This window comes from Kaistella polysaccharea (genome assembly GCF_020410745.1).
Lineage (GTDB): Bacteria > Bacteroidota > Bacteroidia > Flavobacteriales > Weeksellaceae > Kaistella > Kaistella polysaccharea.
On the sequence record NZ_CP084528.1, the window covers coordinates 1,537,708 to 1,563,798 of the forward strand.

Consider the following 26,091-nt stretch of genomic DNA (forward strand, 5'->3'; position numbering starts at 1 on the left):
TCATGAAAAAAATATTTGCCGGTCTACTATTAAGTGCTTCATTTGCATTTGCTTCGGCGCAAACCATTTCTTTTGATAAAACAACATTTGATTATGGAACAGTGAAGTTGGGCGATGATGGACATCGTGTATTTACCGTAAAAAATACGGGAGATAAACCGCTAATCATTTCTAAAGTTAAGGCAGGATGCGGATGTACTACGCCGGAAGTAACTACAGAACCAATTATGCCAGGTAAAACAACACAATTGAAAGTTGGTTACGATACAAAAATAGCAGGTCCGTTTGTAAAAATTATTGAAGTTTATTCAAACGATCCTGAAAATGGTAGAGCTGTAATCAATATTAAAGGAACTGTAGACGCTGATGCCAAAGCTATTCCTGCAACCAAAGTAATGCCCGCTGCTGCAGTAAAAAAAGATTAAAATAAATTCTCAATAAGACGTGTTTTTTAACTGTCTTTTGACGATAATCTATAAAATCATTTCTTATTTGAAATGATTTTTTTTTTAGTAGAACATTACACTTATACTATTGAGTTTTCGAGTAAGATAATTCCCAAAAGAGAGAAAAAAAAAACGATTTCATGCTGTGCAGGAAAAATTTTACGGTGCACTGTTAAAATAATTCTTAACTTTAACTATTCACATTAATCAAAACACAACTTAAAGAAATTTAAAATCATGAAAAAAATATTTACAAGTTTACTTTTAACTGCTTCATTTGCATTTGCAATGGCGCAAACCATTTCTTTTGACAAAACGATCATTAACTACGGCCAAATACAAAGTGGTGACGATGGAGTCCGACTATTTACCGTCACTAATGTTGGTGATAAACCTCTAATTATTTCTAAAGTTGAAGCCGCGTGCGGATGTACAACTCCACAAATAACCAAAGAGCCCATTATGCCTGGAAAATCAGCCATATTAAGAGTCGGTTATAACACTGGTCTTGTAGGTGCATTTTCGAAAGATATCAAAGTATATTCCAATGATCCCAAAAATGAAAGATCCGTAGTTACAATACAGGGAAATGTTGAACGATTTCGGACACATGAAGGGTATGTTGAAAGAAAGGATAGATATAACTAAAAATTGACAGTTAGAGATATTGTTTTCTACAATAATCTATAAAATCATTTCTTAATTGAAATGATTTTTTTATTTTAGTAGAAATATTAAACCTATGGATTTAGATTTTACTGACAATTTCATTGTTAAAGGGAAGTTCGATATCAAAGACACCAAAACTGAGTACGAGGGAAAACTGAAGAAGAAAGAGGGTAAGAAAATGCTTGAAGATGAAAAAGAAAAGCTTCGTGCACTGCAGGAAAAACTGTATGCAGATGGTAGCAAATCTTTACTGATCGTTCTTCAAGCGATGGATGCTGCAGGGAAAGATTCCTTGATTGAGCATGTTTTCGGTGGTGTAAATCCACAAGGTTGCGATGTGCACAGTTTTAAAACGCCAAATGATAAAGAGTATGATCACGATTTTCTGTGGAGACATTATATCGCCTTGCCGGCAAAAGGGAAAATAGGAATTTTTAACCGCAGTCACTACGAAAGTGTGCTTGTTTGCAAAGTTCATCCAGAATATAATTTAAGCGAAAAGGTTTGGGATTCTGTTGATGATTTTGATAATGAATTTTGGGAAAACCGATATGAAAGTATTCGGAATTTTGAAAAGCATCTGTCGGAAAATGGAACAACGATTATTAAAATATTTCTAAACGTTTCCCAAAAAGAACAAAAGAAGAGATTCCTAGACCGTATCGAAGAACCAGATAAAAACTGGAAGTTTGCAGCAGGCGATTTATCTGAGCGTGCATTATGGGGAAAATATATGGATGCTTATGAAGAAGCGATTGATGAAACGTCTAAAGATTATGCGCCTTGGTTTGTAATTCCGGCGGACCACAAATGGTTCGCGCGCGTTGCAGCCATTCAAATTATCATTGATGCTTTGGAAGGAATGGACTTGAAATTTCCGACACTTTCTGAAAAGGCAACTGAAGGTTTGGAAGACGCAAAGAATCAATTGGAAAATGAATAAATTAGAAAGCAGGAATTAAAATTTCTGCTTTATTTTTTTTGGAAAAACCCACAAGAGAAACTGTAAGCCGGATTCTGTAGATTGACCGAAGTCAAAATGCTTGTTATTTATCTACGCTGTACATTACTGCAAAGCTTGAGCTGTTTACCCCTCGGTTTTTGGAGCGAGCCACTCCTATCTTGACGAATCAAGTAATCCGATATACTTAACATTGCACCGCAAAGAGTTTACCTGGTTTCACTATAAATTAATATACATACTTTCTGTTGCACTTGTCCTGATCTCACGACCGACGGATGTTATCCGCTTTGCTGCTCTAAGGTGTCCGGACTTTCCTACCTCCGCCGGAGCGGAAATCAACAAGCCGTTTTTCTTGTGGGCGACAAAGATACATAATATTGAAAATTATTAATAAATTATAATTGGAAAGAAATTTGCTATGACGACAGCTAAAATTATTGATACATTTGACTTATGGATTATTACGACATTATAGTTTCTGTTCTGAATCGCTGGTATACGAGCTTTGCAAGGGCAACACCACAAATTATCGTGGGAATATTAATATTCCTTCTCTTTTTAACTTTAAGCTCGTTCTTAAGTAAAATAGCGGTTCGCATCTTTCATAAATTTTTCCCGAAAAGTAAAAATAAATCTGTTGTTGCTTTAATTAAAGTTTTTAAATTCCTCATCGTCCTTTCAGGTGCATTTATTTCTTTGGAAATCATGGGAATGGGCGGATTTGTGTTAAAGTTTATCGGAAGTCTTGGAGTTGCCGGTGTTATCGCGGGTGTAGCTTTGAAGGATTTGGTTTCATCGATGTTTTCAGGCGCTCTAATTGGAGTGGATAAAGCTTTTGCCGTAGGTGATTACATCACTATAAAAGATGTTTCGGGAACGGTAGAAAGTATTGATTTTCTGACAACCAAAATCATTACCGATGAAGGTAAAAAAGTCCACGTTCCCAATCAATTGGTTTTCAGCGCACCGTTTACGAATTATTCTGCGTCGGGTCAACGAAAGGTTTTTTTAGATATTCAAATTTCTAATAATCAGGATTTAGAAAAAGTAAGCGATTTAATTTTAAATGAGATTAAAACCTTTGATTTCGCGGATCACGTAGACGACGCTCAAGTTTTTATTCAAAAACAATCATTTGGTATATTTTATATGCAGGCAAGATTTTTTATGAAAAGTGGATCCAACATCAACAAAGTAAAAACCGATGCATTGATGAGATTAAAAAGCAAACTGGAAAAGGAAGGTATTGAACTGGCCACACAAGCAGAATTGACTTCTCAAATAGTGAATAAAGTTGGTGCAGAATAATTGTTTTTGTATAAATCTAATTATTCATCTAGAGCTTATTTTCGCAATGGTACGTAGCCCTGATCGCAGTGACATCCTATTGTGAAGCCTTTCGGCAGGCTCAAGAAAGGCCAAGGCGGAACAATAGATATAACAAAGAGCAGGTTCCCGGCTCCTAAAAATAAAAAAAACCGTTTCAAATTTATGAAACGGTTTCTCTTTTATAATTCGAAAATTTTAGTGACCTAAAACTTCTTTTACTTTATTAGCAGCTTCTTCCAACGTAATCACGGAATGAACTGGCAAGCCAGAATCATCGATCAATTGTTTTGCTTCTACTGCATTGGTTCCTTGCAATCTCACGATCAATGGAACTGGCAGACTTCCCATGGCTTTGTAAGCATCTACGATACCTTGAGCAACACGGTCGCAACGGACGATTCCACCGAAGATGTTAATCAAAATTGCTTTTACGTTTGGATCTTTCAAGATAATTCCGAAAGCTTTCTGAACTCTTTCTGCATCAGCAGTACCACCAACGTCTAAGAAGTTTGCTGGGTTACCACCAGATAATTTAATAATGTCCATAGTCGCCATCGCAAGACCAGCACCGTTTACCATACAGGCAACGTCACCATCCAATTTCACGAAGTTCAAACCAGCTTCACCAGCTTCAACATCCGTTGCATCTTCTTCTCTTGTATCTCTTAATTCAGCCAAATCTTTGTGACGGAATAACGCGTTGTCATCTAAAGAAACTTTAGCATCAACAGCGATAATTTTATTGTCAGAAGTTTTTAAAACCGGGTTGATTTCAAAAAGACTTGCATCAATTCCAACATAAGCATTATATAAAGAAGCGATAAATTTTACGAAATCTTTATGAGCAGCACCTTCTAAACCTAAGTTGAAAGCGATTTTTCTCGCTTGGAAACCTTGCAATCCCACTGAAGGATCAACAACTTCGTTATGAATTAAATGAGGCGTTACTTCTGCAACGTGCTCGATATCCATTCCACCTTCGGTAGAATAAACGATCATGTTTTTCCCTTGCGCTCTGTCTAAAAGGATAGAAACGTAAAACTCTTTGGTTTCAGTTTCACCTGGATAATAAACGTCTTCAGCTACCAAAACGAAATTCACCTTTTTCCCTTCCGCAGAAGTTTGTGGAGTAACCAACTGCATTCCGATAATGTTTTTAGCATTTTCTTTCAGTTTTTCCATGTTGGGAGAAAACTTAACGCCGCCGCCTTTACCACGTCCACCTGCGTGAACCTGTGCTTTTACAACCCAGCCTTCATTTCCGTTCATTTCTGTCAGTTTTTTCGCGGCTGCTTCTGCTTCTTCCACAGTGTTAGCGATAAAACCTCTCTGGATGTTTACGCCGTATTTTGCCAAAATTTCTTTCGATTGGTACTCGTGAAGATTCATAATATTTTTGTTAGATTTTTATTTTTTTAAAGATTTACAAATTTAATAAAATTTAGAAGATAATGGTTGTAACCGCATCATAATTTGGCGGAAAATACATCATTACATCCATTTAAAGTAAAATCACTGCCGATTTTTTTCATATAAAATAAAAAATACAACCCCAATGTAAGCACGAAACTTTGGTAATTATCTTAAACCTTTTGTATGGAATAAATTTCAAAGAAAATAAACGATAGAAATAAGTTTAATTTCTACCGTCTAAATCTGAAATGTAATAAATGATATGTATAAAAGCTGCATTTTTCTAAACACCAGCAGACAGACCATTTAATGAAAAAAGGACCGGTAAAAATTACCAATCCGTTAATTTCGAACGCTGAGAAAGTTTAAAATTCTAGAATTATTTTACGTTGAATTTACCTTTCATCATGGAGTAATGTCCTGGGAATGAACACATATAATCATAAGTTCCTTTTGCTGGAGCCTGGAAAGTAATCGTGTCAGATTCTCCACCACCTAATAATTTGGTATGTGCGATAATTTCACTTGTGTCAGCGGGGATATAACCCTCTTTTTGAGCTTTCGCTGCTTCTGCTTCAAATTTTTCAAGATCAGTACCATTTTTCAATAGCACAAAGTTGTGGCCCATTGATGCAACCGGCATTGTTCCAGTGTGGTTTAAAGTTAGAACAACAGTTTGACCTTCATAAACATCGATTTCTGAAAGATCGTACTGCATCTTATCATTACCATTTAATGTGATATTGATGGTGTCTTGCTTGGCAGCAGCATCGGCAGCACCGTCAGTTGCAACAGTCTCAACAGGAGCGTCCGTTACCGCTTCAGTTTGTTCAGTTTTGTTACAAGAAATTAAAAGCGCACCACTAATCGTTAATAATGCTAGAACGGATTTCATTTTGGAATAATTCATCTTATATTATTTTTAACAAATGTATATATTTAATATGAATAAAGCAAGTGCGAATTTTAAATAACATCAAAAAACTCCGTTAACTCGCATTAATTAAAGGTCTAAAAATTGTGAATGTTTAATAGGTAATTGAACTAAGCAATTCGACCAACCTTGTTTATTTTAATTTCCTATGATTTATTGGCAATTATAATAACTTTCTATCACGAAATTGACGCCTGAACCATTAAGATCCTAAAGCAACCGATTTGAATTTTACTAAATTAAAAGATAAAATTAACCGTCTCTGAATGCGAGCTTATTTACTTTCAATATAAATTATGAATTTGCTATTGCGGTTTTCTCATAAAACGTGGTGGCAATTCCTGCTAGAATAATTATGCTGCCAATTACTTGAATTCCTGTGATTGTTTCGTTCACAAAAATAGCGGCCAAGATCGTGGCAAAAATGGCCTGACTCAGCAAACTTAAGGAAACTCTTGTCGCCCGCATATTTTGAGTCGCATAGCTGATGAGCAACCAAGCAATTAACTGACAAACGATTCCCTGAATAAATAGTGAAATCCACGCTTTTTCTGAAAAGCCAAAGAATTTTTCGCCGAAAATAATATTGATAATCAGTAGAAAAATGGTACTAGAAATCATACTGTACGTGATGAAAGTAATAACAGTCATCTTTGCCAAAACACTTTTGCTGACTAAAATATAGATCGCGTATAACACTCCAGAGAGAATGGCAAGGTAAAACGCAAAGTCCAATTTAAATTCTAAAATATTTTGAAAACCCACGAAAACAATCATACCGATTAAGGCGATGAATGTCCCAAGCCAGAAACTTTTCCGTGGTCGGTAACTTAAAAATATAAAGGAAAAAACTCCAAGCCAAATAGGTGAAAGATTGGTCAATAACGTAGCTTGGGTTGCAGAAGAACTTTGAATCGCAATATTCCAAACTGCAATATCGGAGGCAAATAAAATTCCGCAAAGCCCAATTGGGAGAAGAATTTTAAAATTTTCTAAATGCAGTTTTTTCTTGTAAAGTGCAAAAGGCAGTATAATAACCGTTGCAATTGCCATACGGTAAAATGCGGCGATTAAACCGGAAGTAAGATTCATCCGAACAATAACAGGAAAGATGGAAATACACAGAATCCCAATAAATAAGGCAAGTCTAGGTTTAGTCATATTTAATATTTTCTACCGACTTCTTTGCAGATTTCTAAATATTCAGCTGGCATTTTCGAAAATAAACCTTGCTCATAATATTCATCAGAATGAGGAATATAAATGCTGTATTTTTTTCCCAGTGGAATTAAGGAGATAAAAAACAATTCAAAATAATTTTTATACACCGTAATTATCGCATTCACTTCAAAACCATTTTTCATGATTTTGCGCTGCTCCTTACCAACAGGTTTTTTATTAAGGCCAAAGATGAAAAAGAACATTTAAACCTTATTTTTGATAAAATAGAAAATAAGCATCGCCCAGGAAATAATCATTAACAATCCACCGAGCGGCGTTACTGGCCCTATAAATTTGGAGGGAATTGCCGCAACTTCGCTAAAAGCCAACAGATAAATACTCACCGAAAAGATAAATGTTCCGGCAATCATAAAAATGGAAATCCATTTTTCTGAAGGGGTTTCAAATTTTAAAATGTACCCTACAATTAATAAAAATAAAGCAGCGTACATTTGATATCTTACACCGGTTTCAAAACTGGCCAGTTTCTCCACCGAGATTATTTTTTTTAAAGCGTGCGCGCCGAAAGCGCCTAAAATCACGGAAACCAAACCATAAATGGCTCCGATTATTAATGTTGTATTTTTCATAATTAGATATAAATTCTTTTAATGTAATGTGCTGTCAACTTTTCTTTACAAAGATTATTAAACGTGATTTCAATTATATTTTTCCGGTTTGATAATAGAGCACTAGTTTCGCGATGATTGATAGTATTCCAAGTGCAATAAAAATCCACGAGAACTTTTTTGATTTTGCGAAACCTGCATCTTTGGTGACTTTCAGAAAAATCCCAAATATTAAAATTAGAAGTCCTAAAAAGATTTGAAACATTTTATTTATTTCTCATTTTGTTAAACTCCGCGATGACTTCATGATGCGTGACCGTTTTGTCTTTAAAATAAGTGACGAAATGATTTTTCTCCTCTTCTGTAGCGCCTAGTTGATTTAAGATGTTAAAGAGATGCATTTTCATATGTCCTTTCTGAATTCCGGTTGTTACCAAAGAACGCAACGCTCCGAAATTTTGGGCAAGACCAGAAACCGCCAGAATACTCATCAGTTCTTGCGCAGATGGTTTTCCGAGTAAAGCCAGTGAGAATTTCACGAGCGGATGAAGATTCGTCAATCCACCAACAACGCCCACAGAAATCGGTAAATCGATCCAAAATCTGAAAATTCCATTATCAATAGTACAATGTGTTAAACTCGAATATTTTCCATCTTTCGAAGCATAAGCATGGGCGCACGCTTCTGTTGCACGAAAATCATTTCCCGTCGCAATTACCACCGCATCAACTCCGTTCATAACTCCTTTGTTATGCGTAGTCGCACGATAAGGTTCAATCTCAGCGATCGTAACAGCACGTTTGAATTTGGTCGCAAATTCCTCATTAGAAATTCCACTGTCGTCTTTTAAATCTTCAATTTTACAGGAAACTTCAGCACGCACAATACAATCTGGCGTAAAGTTGGACAAAATATTCATCACGATCTGTAAGGAATCTATTTCATCCTGCGTAAAACTTTCTTCTTTTTCAACTTCCTCTTTCAAAGTTTTACCAAATTGCTCCAAACACGAATTGATAAAATTCGCGCCCATAGAATCTACCGTATCGAAACTCGCTTTCAGCTGAAAGTAATTTTCTAGATCGCCAGTTTTATCGATGAGTCGAATATTCAAAATACCGCCACCACGATTCCGCATATTTTTAGTAATATCTTCAGTGGCTTCAAATAATCTTTTCTTTAATTTAAAATTGAAGAAATGTAATATTTTATGCGGTTCAACATTCATTATAAAATGAGTGTGACCTAATTTTTTGGTATTGATGATGGTTGTTTTGAAGCCTCCTTTATCAATCCAGAATTTTGCCGCTTTAGACGCAGCCGCGACTACCGAACTTTCTTCTACAGCCATCGGCAAAGCGAGCAACTTTCCATCAATAAGAAAATTGGGTGCAATTCCGTAAGGCATATAAAAATTAGAAATAGTGTTTTCAGAAAATTCTTCGTGCAACTTTTGCAGCGTATGATCGCCGTTCCAATATTGCTGAAGTACTTGTTCGTAATTGCGGTCTTCACTCAAATACTCTTTAATGAGCCAATCTATTTTTCTTTGTTTCGAAAGTTTAGAGAAGCCTTCAACCGGTTGGTGATTCATAGAAATAAATTTTGAAAATCAAAGATAGGAATTTAGGTCGTAAGCAGACTCTTACTTCGTCTTCTTTACTGAGAAAACTTAACAAAAAAATCGCCAGATATTCCGGCGATTTCAACTTGTTTTAATAAAACGGTCGTTCAATTATTTATTCCAACTGCGTTCCCAGGTATTCCCATTCTTCTAGAGCCAAATCTAAATCTGCTTTTTTAGCATTGTAATTTTCCAAAGTTTCAGCCGAAGGATTTTCTGAGGTAAAAGTAGCTTCCATTTCCTCAATTTTAAGTTCCAGCTCAGAAATGCGTTCTTCTACTTTCTTAATTTTATTTTGAATATTTTTTTGATCTTTCGAAACGATCACCACTTTTTTCTCGATCGGTTTTTCAACAACCTTTTCGACCACTGGTTCATTTCGTAATTCCTGTAATTTAGATTTCTCTGCAGAAACTTCACGGATGCTTTCTTTCTGACGGAATTCCAGATAATCATTGATATCGCCTAAAAATTCTTTCATTCTGCCATCACGGAATTCAAAAATTTTATCGCTCAAACCTTGTAGGAATTCCCGGTCGTGAGAAATTACGATGAGTGTTCCTTCGAATTTCTGTAAAGCCAATTTGATGATTTCTTTAGATTGAATATCCAAGTGGTTCGTCGGCTCATCCATAATCAAGGTATTGAAAGGACGAAGCAACAATTTACACAAAGCCAAACGGTTCCGCTCGCCTCCAGAAAGTACTTTTGTTTTCTTGGTCACGTCGTCACCCTGAAAAAGGAAGCTTCCCAACAAATCGCGCACTCTCGGGCGGGTTTCTTCCGTTGCAGAATCTTCAGCTTCTTCTAAAACGGTTTTATTCGGCGTTAGAACTTCTTCCTGGTTTTGGGCAAAATAGCCGATATTCACATTATGTCCAAGATTCCATTCACCAGAATAATCGGTGATTTCTCCGGATAATATTTTTGCTAAAGTCGTTTTACCTTGACCATTTTGACCCAACAAAGCGATTCGCTGACCACGTTCGATAAAGAAATCAACATCATCAAAAATTTGTTTTTTGCCGTAGGCTTTTCCTAATTTTTTAGCTTCAAAAACTACTTTTCCTGGAGTTACAGCGGGTTGAAAACGAATATTAAATTTAGAAACATCATCGGTATCAACTTCAATTCTTTCAAGTTTATCTAATTTCTTGATCAAAGATTGCGCGAAAGAAGATTTGGTTGCAGAGGCGCGAAAACGGTTGATATTATCTTCCATTTGCTTAATTTCTACATCCTGATTTTTCTTGGCTTGAATTTGTTTTTCTTTTCTCTCCTTACTCAGCTCCAGATATTTGGTGTAGTTGGCTTTATAATCGTCAACTTTTCTATTATTAATATCAAAAGTTCGGTTACAAACTGAAGTCATAAATTGCTTATCGTGACTTACAAGAACGATTGATCCCGGATAATCTTTCAAGAAAGCTTCCAGCCAAATAATAGATTCCATATCCAAATGATTCGTAGGCTCATCTAAAAGCATCAAATCATTTTTCTGTAGAAGAAGTTTTGCCAGTTCAATTCTCATTCTCCAACCACCCGAAAATTCATCGGTGATTTTGTGGAAATCATCGGCTTTAAAACCTAAACCCAACAAGACTTTTTCTACATCACCTTCCAAGTTATATGCATCGTAGTGCATTAAAAGATCATTTAATTCCGTCATGCGGTGGATTAAATTTTCATAATAATCACTTTCGTAATCAGTTCTGGTAACCATTTGATGATTAACGTCCTCCAACTCATTTTTCATGGCATTGATCTGCTCAAAAGCCTGCAAAGTTTCATCCCAAACAGTACGTCCTTTAACAAAATCCAAATCCTGTTTTAGAAAACCAATAGTTACCGTTCCCTCTTGAACAATGCTTCCTTCGTAGAAATTAATTTCTCCCGTAAGCATCTTTAACAATGTAGATTTACCGGCGCCGTTTTTACCTACCAAACCGATTTTATCATCTTTTTTAATGGTAAAATTGACGTTTTGGAAAAGATAATTTCCCGAGTGATGAAGACCTAAACTTTGAACCGAAATCATATAAATAAATACTAATTGATGAGAGAATTTTCGAGGTGCAAAAGTAATGAAACTAATTGAATTACAGACTATCTTAGAACGCGGTGTAATCTATTTTCTGTATAAATAAGAAGCTATAAATCTCAATTTAAATTAATGAACCTCAATTCATTTACGTATTTTCAATTCTTTTTTTCGCAATTCGAATTGGTCAAATTTTTAAAATAATGACTTAAAATATGGTTCTTGGTTCCGTTTAAAAAAAGAATAAGAAGAAAAAACAAATACACGCAGATTATAATAAAAGGCAAGAGTTGATGATATTTTTTCGAAACAGGTAAAGTGTGAAAATAACAGGAGGTTTACTGATTTTGGAGAAAAGCTTTTCATGTTTCAGTCATTTTTCGGTGCTGCTAATCATGTGTTTCATAAAATAAAAGAATCCACCAGTGAAGGTGGATTCTAAAAAACACAAATGATGAAAAAAAATTTATTCTTTGCTTTCGCAAGCATTAGAACACTGCAAATATTAGCTATTTTTTTTACATACCCAAATATTTTTCTTAAAAATTCACTATTTAATGTATTTATGAAACCAATAATAATTCTTAAACTCCTAAGCCTTAACACATACCCTATTAAAAACTACCGCTATAAGGATTGTGTAGCGATACCTTAATTTTATTTTAACATTACGATTTAATGAAAATATTTTAGTAAATGAAGGGATGATAAAAAATATTTATACAAAAAAGAATAAAAAGATTATAATTTTCGTCTTTAAATAGCAAATTTAAATTTTCGAAATCACCCTTTTTTCCCGCTGAGCTCCAGATTTTGAAAGTTTTGTTAAATAAACGGTCAAATTATATTAATATTTTACTCATAAAATTGAGCATAAAAAACCACCATTCAAAATTGAACAGTGGTTTTAAAATACGTTTTAGGTTCGGGTTATTCCGTTGGTCTGAAAACCAGTCCGCTTTCATCGAAATAATCTAACGTAATTCGATCACCGTCGTTTACGTGACCAGCGAGAATTTCTTTAGACAGTTTATTGAGCACTTCTTGTTGTAAAACTCTTTTCAACGGTCGTGCGCCAAAACTTGGATCATAGCCTTTGTTGGTGATATAAGTAATCGCATCTTCTGTAGCAGTCATTATAATTCCCCGTTTTGCAAGCATTTCGTTAAAACCTCTTAACTGATAATGAACGATTTTGCCGATTTCTTTTTTATTTAAAGGTTGGAAAAGTACCGTCTCATCAATCCTGTTTAAAAACTCCGGACGTAATGTTTGTTTGAGTAAACTGAAAACTTCTTCTTTTGTTTTTGCAACCACTTCTTCAACATTCTCATCGGTAATCTTTTCAAAATTTTCCTGTATCAAATGAGATCCTAAATTAGAAGTCATAATAATAATCGAATTTTTAAAGTTTACGACTCTACCTTTATTATCCGTTAACCTTCCATCATCTAAAACCTGAAGTAATGTATTGAAAACATCGGGATGCGCTTTTTCAATTTCATCTAAAAGGATCACGGAATAAGGTCTTCTGCGGACCGCTTCGGTTAGTTGTCCGCCTTCATCATAACCCACATATCCCGGAGGCGCGCCGACTAATCGTGAAACAGAATGTCTTTCCTGATATTCACTCATATCAATTCGGGTCATGTTATTTTCGTCATCGAAGAGATATTCCGCAAGTGCTTTTGCCAATTCGGTTTTTCCCACACCTGTTGTTCCCAGGAATAAGAAACTTCCAATGGGTTTTTTCTCATCGTTTAATCCGGCACGATTTCGGCGGATAGCATCGGCGACTGATTCAATCGCTTCTTCCTGACCGACAACTCTTTTATGAAGTTCATCTTCAAGATGTAATAATTTTTCACGTTCAGACTGCAGTAATTTCGTGACCGGAATTCCTGTCCATTTAGAAATAACTTCTGAAATATTTTCCGCAGTGACTTCTTCTTTAATTAATTCGTTTTGATGGTTTTGCATCTCCAATTCCAGTTTTTGCAAATCACCTTCTTTTTCTTTAATTTTCCCGTATTGAATTTCTGCAACTTTCGCGTAATCGCCGGCTCTGGACGCGCGTTCAGCTTCTAATTTCAATGCTTCGATATCTTTTTTAATGCTCGTTAAATCTTCAGATTTTTGTTTTTCTTTGAGCCATTTCGCATTAATTTCATTGCGCTGTTCCGAAACTTTAGAAATATCTTCTTTCAAATGCTGAACTTTAATGTCGTTCCCTTCTCTGGAAATTGCTGCGAGTTCAATTTCCATCTGCATGAGTTTTCGATCCAGAACATCAAGTTCTTCTGGTTTTGAATTGATTTCCATTCTCAATTTAGCAGAAGCCTCATCAATTAAATCGATGGCTTTGTCCGGTAAAAATCGGTCGGAAATATACCGCTGTGACATTTCCACCGCAGCAATAATCGCTTCGTCTTTGATTCGCACTTTATGGTGTGCTTCATATTTATCTTTAACTCCGCGCAAAATAGAGATCGCAGATTCTGTGTCTGGCTCTTCAACCATCACTTTCTGAAAACGTCTCTCCAGCGCTTTATCCTTCTCAAAATACTTTTGATATTCATTTAAAGTAGTCGCTCCAATCGCCCGAAGTTCACCTCGTGCCAAGGCTGGTTTTAAGATATTTGCAGCATCCATCGCTCCATCACCACCGCCAGCTCCTACCAAAGTATGAATTTCATCGATGAAAAGAATAATTTGGCCTTCGGATTTGGTTACTTCATTAATGACCGATTTCAAACGTTCCTCAAATTCACCTTTGTATTTTGCGCCAGCGATTAATGCGCCCATATCCAAAGAATACAAAGTTTTATCCTGCAAATTTTCTGGAATATCACCAGAAATAATTCGATGCGCAATTCCTTCTGCAATCGCAGTTTTACCCACACCAGGTTCCCCAATTAAGATTGGATTATTTTTAGTTCTTCGGGAAAGAATCTGCAAAACGCGACGAATTTCTTCATCGCGTCCTATCACAGGATCGAGTTTTCCTTCTGCCGCGAGTTCGTTGAAATTTTTCGCGTATTTATTTAAACTTTGATAGGTTTCTTCAGAACTTGCAGACGTGGCTTTCGACCCCTTTCGCAGTTCTTTAATTGCAGTTTCTAAAGTATTTTTAGTAACGCCCATATCTTTCAACATTTGAGAAACCGGTGAAGAGACCTCAAATAAAGAAAGCCAAAGATGTTCGATGGTCACAAATTCGTCGCCCATTTTCTTTGCCACGTTTGGAGCGTCGAGTAAAATTTTATTTGCAGTTTGGGACAGATAAATATTTCCGCCTTCTACTTTGGGTAGTTTTTCCAGATTCTCACGATTTCTTTCGCGCACTAAAGTCAATTCAGCCTCGGATTTCTTCATTAAAAATTCCGAAATATTTTCGTCTACCTGGAAAATTCCCTCTAACAAATGTTGAGGTTCAATACTTTGATTGCCAAATTCCATAGCGATTTGCTGTGCTTTCTGAATGGCTTCCTGTGATTTTACGGTATATTGATTTAAGTTCATAAGGTTATTTTTTAAGTTTAGAAACATAGGGAATTCACTACTTCTGAATTCCCGATGTCTCCTTCAATCATTATTAATTCATATTTCTTCGCACAAAAAGTATTCTAATACCTGAGATTACGAATTATAGGACAATTTTACCGATTATTCGTTTTAAAACCACCTTGAATCCGTCAAAATTTCCGATTTATCGTAAAAATCCATCTATAAAGTTACAAAAAATACAAATAAGTAGGTTGCTTTTAGGATGATTTTATCTCTGAGGTTTATAGTTTTCACCTTTCAAAAAATAAGTATATTTGTTGAACTCACTTTTTTGAGATTGTAAAATACTATGCATCATTTCCATCAATTAAAAACTACGAAAGTTACGCGTGAAACCAACGATTGCGTTCATATCGCCTTTGAAATACCAGAACAACTACGTCATGAATTCTCCTTCAAACAGGGCCAATATTTGAATGTAAGATTTCTTTTTGGGGAAGAAGATTTGCGTCGTAGCTATTCTATTATTAATGCTCCGAGTGAAGAAAATTCCGATCTGGAAATTCTGGTAAAGCATTTGGAATACGGTAAAGTTTCCAGTTATCTAAACCAGCAGCTAAAAGTTGGTGATGTGATAGAAGTAATGGCGCCCTCTGGACATTTCTATACGCATTATCACCCTTCTAATAAAAAGAATTACATCGGTTTGGCGGCCGGAAGCGGTATTTCTCCGGTATTATCAAATATCAAAGAAGCACTTTTTCAGGAACCACAAAGTTCTGCTTATCTTTTTTTTAGCAACAAAAGCTTTAATGACATTATCTTTAAAAAAGAGATCGATGAGTTGGTGGAAAAATTTGAAGGCCGTTTAAAAGTAATATTCCTTCTTTCCCGAGAAAAACATTTTGAAGATGAACTTTTTGAAGGCCGTATTTCCGCAGAAAAACTGGACCTCTTATTCCAAAGGTTTGATGATATTCCAGTGCAGGATTCAACGTATTTTATTTGTGGACCTTCTGAAATGATTAAAGGAATTTCGGATTACCTAAAAAAAGACAAGAAAGTTCCCTCACTTCAAATCATGTATGAATATTATGCAGCGCCAGATGACGCAGGCAATGCAGAAATGAGCGACGAATTTAAAGCCATTCCCAATCTGGAAAGTATGGTCACTTTAATCATCGATGACGATGAATATTCTTTCCACTTAAACTCCAAGAAAAAAAGTATTCTTGATCATGCTTTAGATGAAAAACTTCCCGTACCCTTTGCGTGTAAAGGCGGCGTGTGCTGTACTTGCAAAGCACAAGTTATGGAAGGAGAAGTATTTATGGAAAAAAACTTTGCTTTAACTGATGACGAAGTTGAGCGCGGTTTTGTGCTAACGTGCCAGTGTCACCCGACGACCAATGTGGTGATGTTGAATTATGACGTTTAATTAATTTCAGATTTAAAAAAAACAGAAAAAATGAAAACCTGGAAATTTGCTTCAATAGTAGAAGAAGAAAAAGAATATAAAGTAGAAGGATTAAATATCTGGAACTTTTATTGGCATTGTTCTGACCGCAAACAAGAGGTTATTGGCCCGCGCAGCGGGAACCCTTATCAGTTCAATGAATATGAAATCCGAAGTCCAGAAAAAACCGTAACTTTTGTAGCCGGAGAATTTTCGGATGGGCGAATTGGTCTTTATTTAAAGGACGAAAACGGAATTGATACTCATTAATTTCGGTAAATTAAATTTAACTCAACACAACGATTATGAATCAAGATAAATTTTTAGATTACGTACAGGCAGAAAATAAAGTAGAACCGAAAGATGTAATGCCAGACGATTACAGAAAACTTTTGGTAAGACAAATTTCGCAACACGCCCATTCTGAAATCGTGGGAATGCTGCCGGAAGCCAACTGGATTTCACGAGCTCCAACATTGAGAAGGAAAATGGCGTTGCTCGCTAAAATTCAAGATGAAGCTGGACACGGCCTTTATTTATATGCCGCCACAGAAACTTTGAATAACGGCGAGATCGCTGCGGACAGAGATTCTACTTATAATGACATGCTTTCCGGAAAAGCAAAATATTCCAGCATCTTCAATTATCCTGCACTTTCTTGGGCAGATATTGGTGCAATCGGCTGGCTCGTAGATGGCGCGGCGATTATGAATCAGGTGATGTTGATGGGAAATTCTTACGGACCTTATTCCAGAGCGATGGTGCGAATTTGTAAAGAAGAGTCTTTTCATCAAAGACAAGGTTATGAAATTCTGATGACGCTTTGTCGCGGAACGAAAGAACAAAAAGATTTAGCACAAGAAGCCCTAAACCGTTTCTGGTGGCCGGCACTGATGATGTTTGGTCCAAATGATGCAGATTCTCCTAACTCACAGAAATCGATGAATTATCGAGTGAAAAGAGAGAGCAACGATGATCTGCGCCAGAGATTTGTAGATGTGACGGTTTCCCAGGCGGATTTTCTAGGATTAAAAGTCCCTGATGAAAATTTAAAATGGAATGAAGAAACCCAACATTACGATTTCGGGGAATTGCCGTGGGATGAATTCATGGAAGTTTTAAAGGGAAACGGACCTTGTAATAAAAAGCGGTTGGAAACGAAGCGAAAAGCCCAACGTGAACATTCTTGGGTAAAAGATGCCGCGATGGCGTTTGCTGAAAATACAAAAGAAGAAACTGTAAATCATTAAATCCTAAAAAATTAATTGATGATTTGGCAAGGACGTTTCGATGGTAATGAACCTTTATATCACCGAGTTTTTCAAAGGGTTTCTCTGGAAGAGAATTATGAAGTCATTAAAAAAAATGATTTTGTTCTTCATGGTTTTGCCGTTGATGAAGGCGTAAAAAGGAATAAAGGACGAGAAGGCGCAAAAAATGCTCCAGACAACATTCGAAAAAATACCGCCAATTTTCCGATCGTAAATCCGCACTTTTCACTAAAAGATTACGGAAACATCGTTTGTGAAGACCATGATTTAGAAAAAGCACAGGCGGAGCTTTCAGAAGCAGTTCAAAAGGTTCTTGAAGGAAATGGCAAATCGATTGTATTTGGCGGTGGCCATGAAGTAATGTTCGCCCATTATTCCGGAATTAAAAAAAATTTTCCGCAGAAAAAAATCGGCATCATAAATATTGACGCACATTTTGATAATCGGGAAATAGATCCAAAAATTGGCGCAAGTTCAGGTACTGGATTCTGGCAAATTAAGCAGGAAGGTGCGATTCATTCCTTACATGTCGGGATACAGCGGAATTCTAATACTTTGAAATTATTTGATACCGCCCATCAAAGTGGGATGAAATATATTTTAGCCGAAGAAGTTTTTTTCGAAAATTTGCCCAATCTCTATCTTAAACTCGATGAATTTTTAGCAGAAGCTGATGTCGTTTATTTGACAATCTGCATGGATGTCTTCAATGTGGCTATTGCACCTGGCGTTTCTGCTTTGGCTTATAATGGAATTTTTGCAGATGCAGCTTTTATGCATTTATATAAACACATTTTAAATTCAGAGAAACTCATTGCAATGGATGTAGCAGAAGTTAATCCAACATTCGACGAGGCGGAGAAAACTTCCAGATTAGCTGCAGCTTTGATAAATGAGTGGTTTATGACAAATTCTTTTTATTAAACCGTACTATATAAGGAGCAAGAATTCAACAGTTTAAGGTAGGTAATAGTATTTATTATTAAAATGTCTTTCAGCTCCATCAAATATAATATGAGTACGCTATTTTAGATTGCATTATTATTACGATAAATAAAGTATATTAGCTCTCTTTTAGAAAAATAATAACATTTTCGGAATCATTAAAAAAGCTTCTTTTAGTAGGTAAAAATTACTAAAATAAGCGCTAATGATAAAGAATTTTATATATTTGCAGCAACTAACAATTAATTAAAATTATAATACTATGTCAGACATTGCATCAAGAGTAAAAGCGATTATCGCTGATAAACTCGACGTTGAAGAAACAGAAGTTACTCCAGAAGCTAGCTTTACTAATGATTTAGGAGCAGATTCATTGGATACTGTTGAATTAATCATGGAATTCGAAAAAGAATTTAACATTCAGATTCCTGATGATCAGGCAGAAAAAATCACAACGGTAGGACACGCTATTGCTTATATTGAAGAAGTAGTGAACAAATAATATTCTATCACAAAGAAAAAATTTATGGAATTAAAAAGAGTAGTTGTTACCGGCTTCGGCGCTATTACACCCGTTGGAAAAAATGCCAAAGATTACTGGGAAAGCCTCGTGAGAGGTGAGAGCGGTGCTGCTCCTATTACTCTTTTTGATGCCAGAAATTTTAAAACCAAATTTGCGTGCGAAGTGAAAAACTTCGATCCACTAGAGCATTTCGATAAGAAAGAAGCTAAGAAAATGGATAGAAATACGCAGTTGGGACTCGTTGCCGCACGTGAAGCGGTAACACATTCTAGAATTATGGAAGACGGGGTTGATAAAAACCGCGTTGGCGTAATCTGGGGTTCCGGAATTGGTGGTCTTGAAACTTTCGAACATGAAGTATTGGGTTGGGCAAACACGGAAATTCCGCGTTTTAATCCTTTCTTTATTCCGAAAATGATCGCGGATATTACGCCGGGACACATTTCTATAGAATATGGATTTCATGGTCCAAACTACACCACTGTTTCTGCATGTGCCTCTTCGGCAAATGCAATTATAGATTCTAAAATGCTGATTCAACTCGGCAAAGCAGACGTCATTGTTTGTGGTGGTTCTGAAGCAGCCGTAACAGCCAGCGGTGTTGGTGGATTTAATGCGATGATGGCCTTATCAACACGAAATGATGATCCCACAACTGCATCCCGACCATTTGACAAAGACAGAGATGGCTTTGTGTTGGGTGAAGGAGCAGGAACAATTATTTTAGAAGAGTACGAACATGCTATAAAGCGTGGCGCGACTATTTACGCTGAATTAAAAGGCGGTGGAATGAGCGCAGATGCTTATCACATGACAGCACCTCATCCGGAAGGATTGGGAGCGTACCTCGTAATGAAAAATTGCCTGGAAGATGCCGGAATTACAGCTGATGAAGTCGATCACATCAATATGCATGGGACTTCTACTCCATTAGGTGATATTGCAGAATCTAATGCAATTTCCCGATTGCTGGGTGAGCACGCATTTGATATTCAAATCAATTCCACGAAATCAATGACCGGTCACTTATTAGGTGCAGCGGGAGTTGTAGAAGCTATTGCTGCGATTCATACCATTATTCACAACATAGTTCCCCCAACGATCAATCACTTTACTGATGATGAGAAAATTGACAGCAGATTGAACTTTACGTTTCACCACGCGGTGAAAAAAGAAGTAAATGTGGCTATGAGCAATACCTTTGGATTTGGCGGACATAATGCCTGCGTACTTTTTACTAAAATTTAAGCACTTCAAATCAATGGAGTTACAGAAGTACATTTCTAAATTCCTAGCCAAAAGAAAAAAAAACCTCTCGGAGAAAGATTATCATTTAAGCAATGAGATTACCAAAATAATAGGTTATCCCATTCACAATATCAATCTTTACCGTGAAGCTTTTTCTTTAAAGACTCCTTCAAAATTTAAGCAAAATAATAACTATGAACGCCTGGAGTTCTTAGGAGATTCTGTTTTGGGAACCATTATTTCCTGTCATCTGTTTGCGACTTATCCAAATGCGAATGAAGGGTATTTAACACAGATGAAATCTAAAATTGTAAACCGAAAAAATCTCAATAAACTTGGGACAGAACTTGGTCTCGCCAATTTTCTTCAAAACGAATCCAATACAACATTAAGCGAAAATTTAGCGGGTAATCTATTTGAATCTCTGGTCGGCGCAATTTATTTGGATCTGGATTATGACACGTGTAAAAAAATTGTTCTGGAACGATTGCTTACGCCGTCGGAAATAAACAAATTGGAGAATAAAATTGTAAGTTATAAAGGTTTGCTGCTGGAATGGAGCCAGAAAAAGAAACTCTGCATACGTTATGAAACGGTTGAGGAAATGCAGGGAAATAAAAATTTAGTTTTTAGAACGCATGTTTGGTTAGAAGAGGAAAGGATTTCTAATGCGACCGATACCTCGAAGAAAAAAGCAGAGGAAAAAGCAGCACAGCGCGCCTTCTATATTTTAAATAAAAAACAATGTATCCTTGAAAACCCAAAAGATCATACTTGATATTGACCATGACGAAGAAATTACCATTGGTTTAGTACGTTTTGCAAAGGAAGTTCCGGATCACGAAATTTTTTTCCATCTTAATTCTATTAATCCTTTTAATTTTACACGGATTACGGATTTTATTTATCGCGGTCAGTTTTCCGATTACTATTTCCCACGTTTTCAGGCTTTTCATCATTCAACACAGGTTTGCATTCACTTTATTTCAAACCGTGCGACGCAGATTATTCAGAAAAAAACCTCATCAGAACTGTTTACAGAAGACGAAGATTCCTCATTTCTACTTAAAAATTTTCAGGATGTTGACTATATTATCACGACATCGGAACCATTTGATGATTTTTCAGTAATTTTGCTCCCTGAAAATCTGATGTTTCAGATTCAGGATTTTCTTATCAGCCCCGAAGAGGAGCTCTATCAATTAATTCAATATTATGAATAAATATTTAAAAAAGACAAAAATAATTGCAACCCTAGGACCTGCATCTTCTGATAAGGAGACGATGATTCAACTGGTACAGGCAGGTGTAGATATATTTCGGATAAATTTTTCGCATGCTGACTACGACATTGTAAAGACAAACATTCAAACGATCAGGGAAATCAATAAAGAACTTGGTTGTTCCGTAGGAATCTTGGGAGATTTACAAGGTCCAAAACTTCGTGTAGGTGTTGTAAAAGAAGGTTCGTACCTGAATCCTGGAGATATATTAACCTTTACCAATGAAAAAATTGAAGGAGATTCCACAAGAGTTTACATGACTTACCAGAAATTTCCGCAAGACGTAAAAGTTGGTGAAAGAATCTTGATCGATGACGGAAAACTTGTCTTAGAAGTTATTGAAACCAATGAAATTGATACCGTTCGTGCAAAAACAATTCAAGGTGGACCGCTAAGTTCTAAAAAAGGAGTTAATCTTCCGAATACAAATGTTTCTTTGCCGGCACTGACTGAAAAAGATGTTGAAGATGCGAACTTTATGCTTGATTTAGAGGTAGACTGGATCGCATTATCATTTGTCAGACATGCGCAGGATATTATAGATTTAAAAGAAATCATTAAAAATCATCCTACGAATAAACTCAAGACGCCGATTATCGCTAAAATTGAAAAACCCGAAGGTGTTCGAAATATCGAACAAATTTTAATGGAGTGCGACGGACTCATGGTAGCCCGTGGTGATTTAGGTGTAGAGGTTCCTATGGAAGAAGTTCCGGCTATTCAGAAAAATCTGGTGGCAATTGCCCGTAATTATTCGAAACCAGTAATCATTGCGACCCAAATGATGGAAACCATGATTAACAGTTTAACACCGACAAGAGCGGAGGTTAATGATGTTGCCAACTCCGTTTTAGATGGCGCTGATGCGGTGATGCTTTCGGGGGAAACGTCTGTGGGGAAATATCCGGTAGATGTGGTGAAGAATATGGCAAAAATTGTAAAAAATATTGAACAAACTCATTTTTACAGAACTAAAAACTCACCTATTGAGCACAATTTCGAATGTATTGATGAGCGTTTTATTACGAATAGAATTTGTCTGGCTGCGGTGAGAATTGCGAAAACCACCAATGTTGAAGCGATCGTAACTTTAACCAATTCAGGTTATACTGCGTTCCAGATTTCGGCGCACCGACCTAATTCTAATATCATCGTTTTCAGCTCTAATAAGCGCGTAATTACGATGTTAAATTTACTTTGGGGAGTTAGAGCATTCTATTATGACATGCAAAAATCTACGGATGAAACCATTATTCAGGTTAACATGTTGGCGCACACCAACGGTTTTGTACAAAAAGGAGATTTTGTAATTAATCTAAATGCTACTCCAGCCTATGAAGATGGCAAAACAAATACATTACGATTAACAACGATTTAAAGTCGTTATACTTATCATTGAAAAATGCGTTCTATTTGAACGCATTTTTTATTTGTAAAATTTTAAAATTGATATCGACTACAGTTTAGAAGAGGAAAAGACGAGTGGTTTCCTTACTAAAAAAGACGAAATAAAAATGATTTCGCTCATTCTTATCCGTCTTCTTTTTAAAACCTCTAATTCCGTCATTTGTACTTTCAGTGTCAAAGATAATATTTCAAATCAAATATAGAAAGTACAATTTTGTACAATATAATTTGTTAAATTTTGTTAAATTTGTTTTTAATGTTTGTCAATATATGAATATCGAGGAGAGAAGTTTAAACCATTTGCGCGACGCTGTTTCAAAGCAATTTGGCAAAGAAGTCAGCACAGCACTTCATTGCAATGAGTTGTCAATAGCTATTGAAAAAGATGGTCCGCTTATTAATCCGCAGACTTTCCGGAGATTTTTTGGTCTGATTAAAAGTAGTGGTGGATTTTCCGTTTATACTTTAGACACACTTGCTAAATATTGTGGATACACCGATTTTTCCACTTTTAAGAAATCACTTGTAGACAATGAACTTGATTTATTTCTGGGTAACCTTGGAAAAAATTCATCATCGGAAGACTACTGGAAATTAAGCGAAGATTTATGCCAGAAAATTTTAGATTCACCTTCGCTACTGACAAATGTTCACCACAAATTATTAAAATATCCGTTAGCCCGAACTTTTTTCATGGAGCATCATCCAATGCGCGATTTATCAGGAACGGTTTACTCTCAATATTTTCAGGACTATCTGAAGTATGAACGTTCTAATGAAGCAAAATTGTTCGCTTATGGTTTTCTTTACATGTGCGCCTTCTTAACTCAAAACGAAGAGTTCATGGCTATTTATTCAGAAAAAATTAAGGAAACAGAATTGAGTCCGGAAGTTTATATTTTGCCAGCAGGTCGAAAATTTGGAGTTCTGCTTCTTCAAAGTTGGTTAAAGAATTCCGGGGAAGATTTTGAGGAAATCTATTCTCAAATGCTAAAGGCTAGAGAAATTTATAAAGAAACCTCAGAAAAATCGGTTTGCAGCTTTGAATATGCTGTGCTCGAACATTTAATTTTTACCGATCGAACTGAAGAAATGCGTTTTCTCATTGAAAATAACACGTTCCAAATTTATAATGATCGAGAATTTGTACCGCAGGATCGAAAAGAAAACCACGATGTTTGCTGGAATATCATGTGTGCGGTGGCTTATTTAAAAATGAAAGAATATGAATCGTGTAAAATATATTTGAATTTGGTTCAATTAGATCATCTATCTGTGGGATGGAAAAAATACTACGCGATACTGTATTATTTTGTAAAATATGAACTTGAAGAAGGTGAAGAAAAATATAAAATTAAGAATGTTATCAAGCAATTGCTTGAAGAAACGCATTTTATTTACTTTTCAAATTTGTTACGTAATTTGGAGATGAGGTCTTCATAACACTACTCTCACTTTTGGATTTCACGTAAAAAATAATCCGTTCAAAAAATTGAACGGATTATTTTATTTATAATGGTAACCTTTACGGTTTTTAATTACATCATTCCCGGCATTCCGCCACCCATTGGCATTGCTGGTTCATCTTTCTTAACCTCAGTGATCACACATTCGGTAGTCAACAACATTCCTGCAACAGACGCTGCATTTTCTAAAGCAACACGCACCACTTTCGTAGGGTCGATAATTCCAGCTTCATACATGTTGACGTATTCGTCGTTTTTCGCATTGAAACCGTAATCTGCCGTTCCTTCAGCAACTTTCGCAACTACTACGGAACCTTCGCCACCTGCATTGGCAACGATTTGTCTTAATGGCTCTTCGATCGCTCTTTTAACAATTTTGATTCCAGTATCCTGATCTTGGTTTTCACCTTTCAAATTATCTAAAGTTGGAATACTTCTTACCAAAGCAACACCTCCACCTGGAACGATACCTTCTTCTACTGCAGCTCTTGTCGCGTGAAGGGCATCATCAACTCTGTCTTTTTTCTCTTTCATTTCGATTTCAGAAGTAGCGCCTACATAAAGTACGGCAACTCCACCAGCCAACTTGGCTAATCTCTCCTGAAGTTTTTCTTTATCGTAATCAGAAGTTGTAGTTTCCATCTGCGCTTTGATCTGGTTCACACGACCTTTAATTTGAGCTTCGTCACCTCCACCGTTTACTAAAGTTGTGTTGTCTTTGTCAATAACTACTTTTTCAGCAGTTCCCAACATTTCTAAAGTAGCGTTTTCCATAGTGAAACCTCTTTCTTCAGAAATAACAGTTCCGCCCGTTAAAATCGCGATGTCTTCTAACATTGCTTTTCTTCTGTCTCCAAAACCTGGAGCTTTTACAGCAGCAATTTTTAATGATCCTCTTAATTTGTTGACTACCAAAGTAGCTAAAGCTTCACCTTCAACTTCTTCACAGATAATTAATAAAGCTTTTCCCGCTTGTGCAACTGGTTCTAAAACCGGAAGTAAATCTTTCATTGAAGAGATTTTTTTCTCCACCAATAAAATATAAGGATTTTCTAATTCCGTAACCATTTTTTCAGGATTCGTCACGAAATAAGGCGATTGATATCCTCTGTCGAACTGCATTCCTTCTACAACATCTACCGTTGTATCGGTTCCTTTTGCTTCTTCAACAGTGATTACTCCTTCTTTTCCAACTTTACCAAAAGCTTCAGCGATCAAAGATCCGATAGTATCATCGTTGTTTGCTGAGATTGAAGCAACTTGTTTAATCTTTTCTGAAGAATCACCAACTTCCTGAGACTGAGATTTAAGGTTTTCAACGACAGCACTTACAGCTTTATCGATTCCTCTTTTCAAATCCATTGGGTTTGCGCCTGCAGCAACGTTTTTCAAACCTTCGCGAACGATTGCCTGAGCCAAAACAGTTGCAGTAGTAGTTCCATCTCCGGCGATATCGCTGGTTCTAGAAGCAACTTCTTTCACCATTTGAGCACCCATATTTTCTACTCTGTCTTCCAGTTCGATTTCTTTCGCAACAGAAACTCCATCTTTGGTTACGTGAGGTGCACCAAAAGATTTTTCGATTACTACGTTTCTTCCCTTCGGACCTAAAGTTACTTTTACGGCATTCGCCAGTGCATCAACACCTCTTTTCAAAGCGTCTCTTGATTCGATATCAAATTTTATTTCTTTTGCCATTTTCTTTTATTTTTTGTGCGTACATAAATTACGCGCACTTGATTTGTTACTTGTTAATTGCTAAAAATTTTAGTTT

24 protein-coding genes and 1 other RNA gene are annotated in these 26,091 nt (G+C 36.2%); 14 read left to right on the forward strand and 11 right to left on the reverse strand.

Annotated elements, in window-relative coordinates:
• The first annotated feature begins 2 nt into the window (after positions 1 to 2).
• From LC814_RS07205 to LC814_RS07215, 3 genes are all read left to right on the forward strand, one after another.
• Positions 3 to 425, forward strand: coding sequence for a DUF1573 domain-containing protein (locus LC814_RS07205; protein WP_226063265.1), 423 nt, complete (start codon positions 3 to 5; stop codon positions 423 to 425).
• 258 nt (positions 426 to 683) lie between these two features.
• Positions 684 to 1,094: a DUF1573 domain-containing protein gene (locus LC814_RS07210; RefSeq protein WP_226063266.1), complete on the forward strand. Its 411-nt coding sequence runs from the start codon at positions 684 to 686 to the stop codon at positions 1,092 to 1,094.
• 94 nt (positions 1,095 to 1,188) lie between these two features.
• On the forward strand, positions 1,189 to 2,058 hold the full coding sequence (locus LC814_RS07215) for a PPK2 family polyphosphate kinase (protein WP_226063267.1): 870 nt from the start codon (positions 1,189 to 1,191) through the stop codon (positions 2,056 to 2,058).
• Positions 2,059 to 2,105: 47 nt separating this feature from the next.
• On the opposite strand, the gene rnpB is transcribed toward LC814_RS07215, so the two are convergent.
• An RNA gene (gene rnpB, locus LC814_RS07220) (RNase P RNA component class A) lies at positions 2,106 to 2,434 on the reverse strand.
• A gap of 98 nt (positions 2,435 to 2,532) precedes the next feature.
• Here rnpB and LC814_RS07225 point away from each other — a divergent pair.
• Complete coding sequence (locus tag LC814_RS07225; protein WP_226063268.1) at positions 2,533 to 3,387, forward strand: mechanosensitive ion channel family protein; 855 nt, start codon at positions 2,533 to 2,535, stop codon at positions 3,385 to 3,387.
• A gap of 216 nt (positions 3,388 to 3,603) precedes the next feature.
• Here LC814_RS07225 and sucC read toward each other — a convergent pair whose 3' ends face one another.
• From sucC to clpB, 9 genes are all read right to left on the reverse strand, one after another.
• The gene (gene sucC, locus LC814_RS07230) at positions 3,604 to 4,797 is read right to left on the reverse strand and encodes an ADP-forming succinate--CoA ligase subunit beta (RefSeq protein ID WP_226063269.1); all 1,194 of its coding nucleotides are present in this window, start codon (positions 4,795 to 4,797) and stop codon (positions 3,604 to 3,606) included.
• Between the two features lie 403 nt (positions 4,798 to 5,200).
• Positions 5,201 to 5,731, reverse strand: a complete 531-nt coding sequence (gene azu / locus LC814_RS07235; protein WP_226063270.1) for an azurin — start codon at positions 5,729 to 5,731, stop codon at positions 5,201 to 5,203.
• Between the two features lie 318 nt (positions 5,732 to 6,049).
• Positions 6,050 to 6,916 (reverse strand): DMT family transporter, encoded by an 867-nt coding sequence (locus LC814_RS07240; protein WP_226063271.1) that lies wholly within the window; start codon positions 6,914 to 6,916, stop codon positions 6,050 to 6,052.
• Between the two features lie 2 nt (positions 6,917 to 6,918).
• Positions 6,919 to 7,179: a hypothetical protein gene (locus tag LC814_RS07245; protein ID WP_226063272.1), complete on the reverse strand. Its 261-nt coding sequence runs from the start codon at positions 7,177 to 7,179 to the stop codon at positions 6,919 to 6,921.
• Positions 7,180 to 7,566, reverse strand: coding sequence for a DUF423 domain-containing protein (locus LC814_RS07250; protein ID WP_226063273.1), 387 nt, complete (start codon positions 7,564 to 7,566; stop codon positions 7,180 to 7,182). It lies immediately after the preceding gene.
• Between the two features lie 73 nt (positions 7,567 to 7,639).
• Positions 7,640 to 7,810 (reverse strand): hypothetical protein, encoded by a 171-nt coding sequence (locus LC814_RS07255; protein WP_226063274.1) that lies wholly within the window; start codon positions 7,808 to 7,810, stop codon positions 7,640 to 7,642.
• A 1-nt stretch (position 7,811) separates the two neighbouring features.
• Positions 7,812 to 9,140, reverse strand: coding sequence for a hydroxymethylglutaryl-CoA reductase, degradative (locus LC814_RS07260; protein WP_226063275.1), 1,329 nt, complete (start codon positions 9,138 to 9,140; stop codon positions 7,812 to 7,814).
• A gap of 145 nt (positions 9,141 to 9,285) precedes the next feature.
• Positions 9,286 to 11,208 carry an ABC-F family ATP-binding cassette domain-containing protein gene (locus LC814_RS07265; protein WP_226063276.1) on the reverse strand — a complete coding sequence of 641 codons (1,923 nt, stop codon included), beginning with the start codon at positions 11,206 to 11,208 and terminating at the stop codon, positions 9,286 to 9,288.
• A 933-nt stretch (positions 11,209 to 12,141) separates the two neighbouring features.
• A complete protein-coding gene (gene clpB / locus LC814_RS07270; protein WP_226063277.1) occupies positions 12,142 to 14,733 on the reverse strand; it encodes an ATP-dependent chaperone ClpB in 2,592 nt (863 codons plus the stop codon).
• A gap of 334 nt (positions 14,734 to 15,067) precedes the next feature.
• Between clpB and LC814_RS07275 the strand changes: the two genes are divergently transcribed.
• The 10 genes from LC814_RS07275 (at position 15,068) to LC814_RS07320 (ending at position 24,294) form a co-directional block, all read left to right on the forward strand.
• Positions 15,068 to 16,156, forward strand: a complete 1,089-nt coding sequence (locus LC814_RS07275; RefSeq protein ID WP_226063278.1) for an FAD-binding oxidoreductase — start codon at positions 15,068 to 15,070, stop codon at positions 16,154 to 16,156.
• A gap of 30 nt (positions 16,157 to 16,186) precedes the next feature.
• A complete protein-coding gene (locus LC814_RS07280; protein WP_226063279.1) occupies positions 16,187 to 16,444 on the forward strand; it encodes a hypothetical protein in 258 nt (85 codons plus the stop codon).
• Between the two features lie 35 nt (positions 16,445 to 16,479).
• Entirely contained in the window at positions 16,480 to 17,424 is a 945-nt protein-coding gene (gene paaA / locus LC814_RS07285) for a 1,2-phenylacetyl-CoA epoxidase subunit PaaA (protein WP_226063280.1), read from the forward strand.
• Positions 17,425 to 17,442: 18 nt separating this feature from the next.
• Positions 17,443 to 18,369 carry a formimidoylglutamase gene (gene hutG / locus LC814_RS07290; protein WP_226063281.1) on the forward strand — a complete coding sequence of 309 codons (927 nt, stop codon included), beginning with the start codon at positions 17,443 to 17,445 and terminating at the stop codon, positions 18,367 to 18,369.
• 283 nt (positions 18,370 to 18,652) lie between these two features.
• Positions 18,653 to 18,892: an acyl carrier protein gene (locus LC814_RS07295; RefSeq protein WP_002976354.1), complete on the forward strand. Its 240-nt coding sequence runs from the start codon at positions 18,653 to 18,655 to the stop codon at positions 18,890 to 18,892.
• Positions 18,893 to 18,916: 24 nt separating this feature from the next.
• Positions 18,917 to 20,161, forward strand: a complete 1,245-nt coding sequence (gene fabF / locus LC814_RS07300) for a beta-ketoacyl-ACP synthase II (RefSeq protein WP_226063282.1) — start codon at positions 18,917 to 18,919, stop codon at positions 20,159 to 20,161.
• Positions 20,162 to 20,174: 13 nt separating this feature from the next.
• Positions 20,175 to 20,939 (forward strand): ribonuclease III, encoded by a 765-nt coding sequence (rnc, locus tag LC814_RS07305; protein WP_226063283.1) that lies wholly within the window; start codon positions 20,175 to 20,177, stop codon positions 20,937 to 20,939.
• On the forward strand, positions 20,914 to 21,384 hold the full coding sequence (locus LC814_RS07310) for an IPExxxVDY family protein (protein WP_226063284.1): 471 nt from the start codon (positions 20,914 to 20,916) through the stop codon (positions 21,382 to 21,384). Before rnc ends, LC814_RS07310 begins: the two co-directional genes overlap by 26 nt.
• On the forward strand, positions 21,377 to 22,822 hold the full coding sequence (gene pyk / locus LC814_RS07315; RefSeq protein ID WP_226063285.1) for a pyruvate kinase: 1,446 nt from the start codon (positions 21,377 to 21,379) through the stop codon (positions 22,820 to 22,822). The genes LC814_RS07310 and pyk overlap by 8 nt, the downstream gene beginning before the upstream one ends.
• A gap of 299 nt (positions 22,823 to 23,121) precedes the next feature.
• Complete coding sequence (locus LC814_RS07320) at positions 23,122 to 24,294, forward strand: hypothetical protein (RefSeq protein WP_226063286.1); 1,173 nt, start codon at positions 23,122 to 23,124, stop codon at positions 24,292 to 24,294.
• 95 nt (positions 24,295 to 24,389) lie between these two features.
• On the opposite strand, the gene groL is transcribed toward LC814_RS07320, so the two are convergent.
• Positions 24,390 to 26,015, reverse strand: coding sequence for a chaperonin GroEL (gene groL / locus LC814_RS07325; RefSeq protein WP_226063287.1), 1,626 nt, complete (start codon positions 26,013 to 26,015; stop codon positions 24,390 to 24,392).
• Between the last annotated feature and the right edge of the window lie 76 nt (positions 26,016 to 26,091).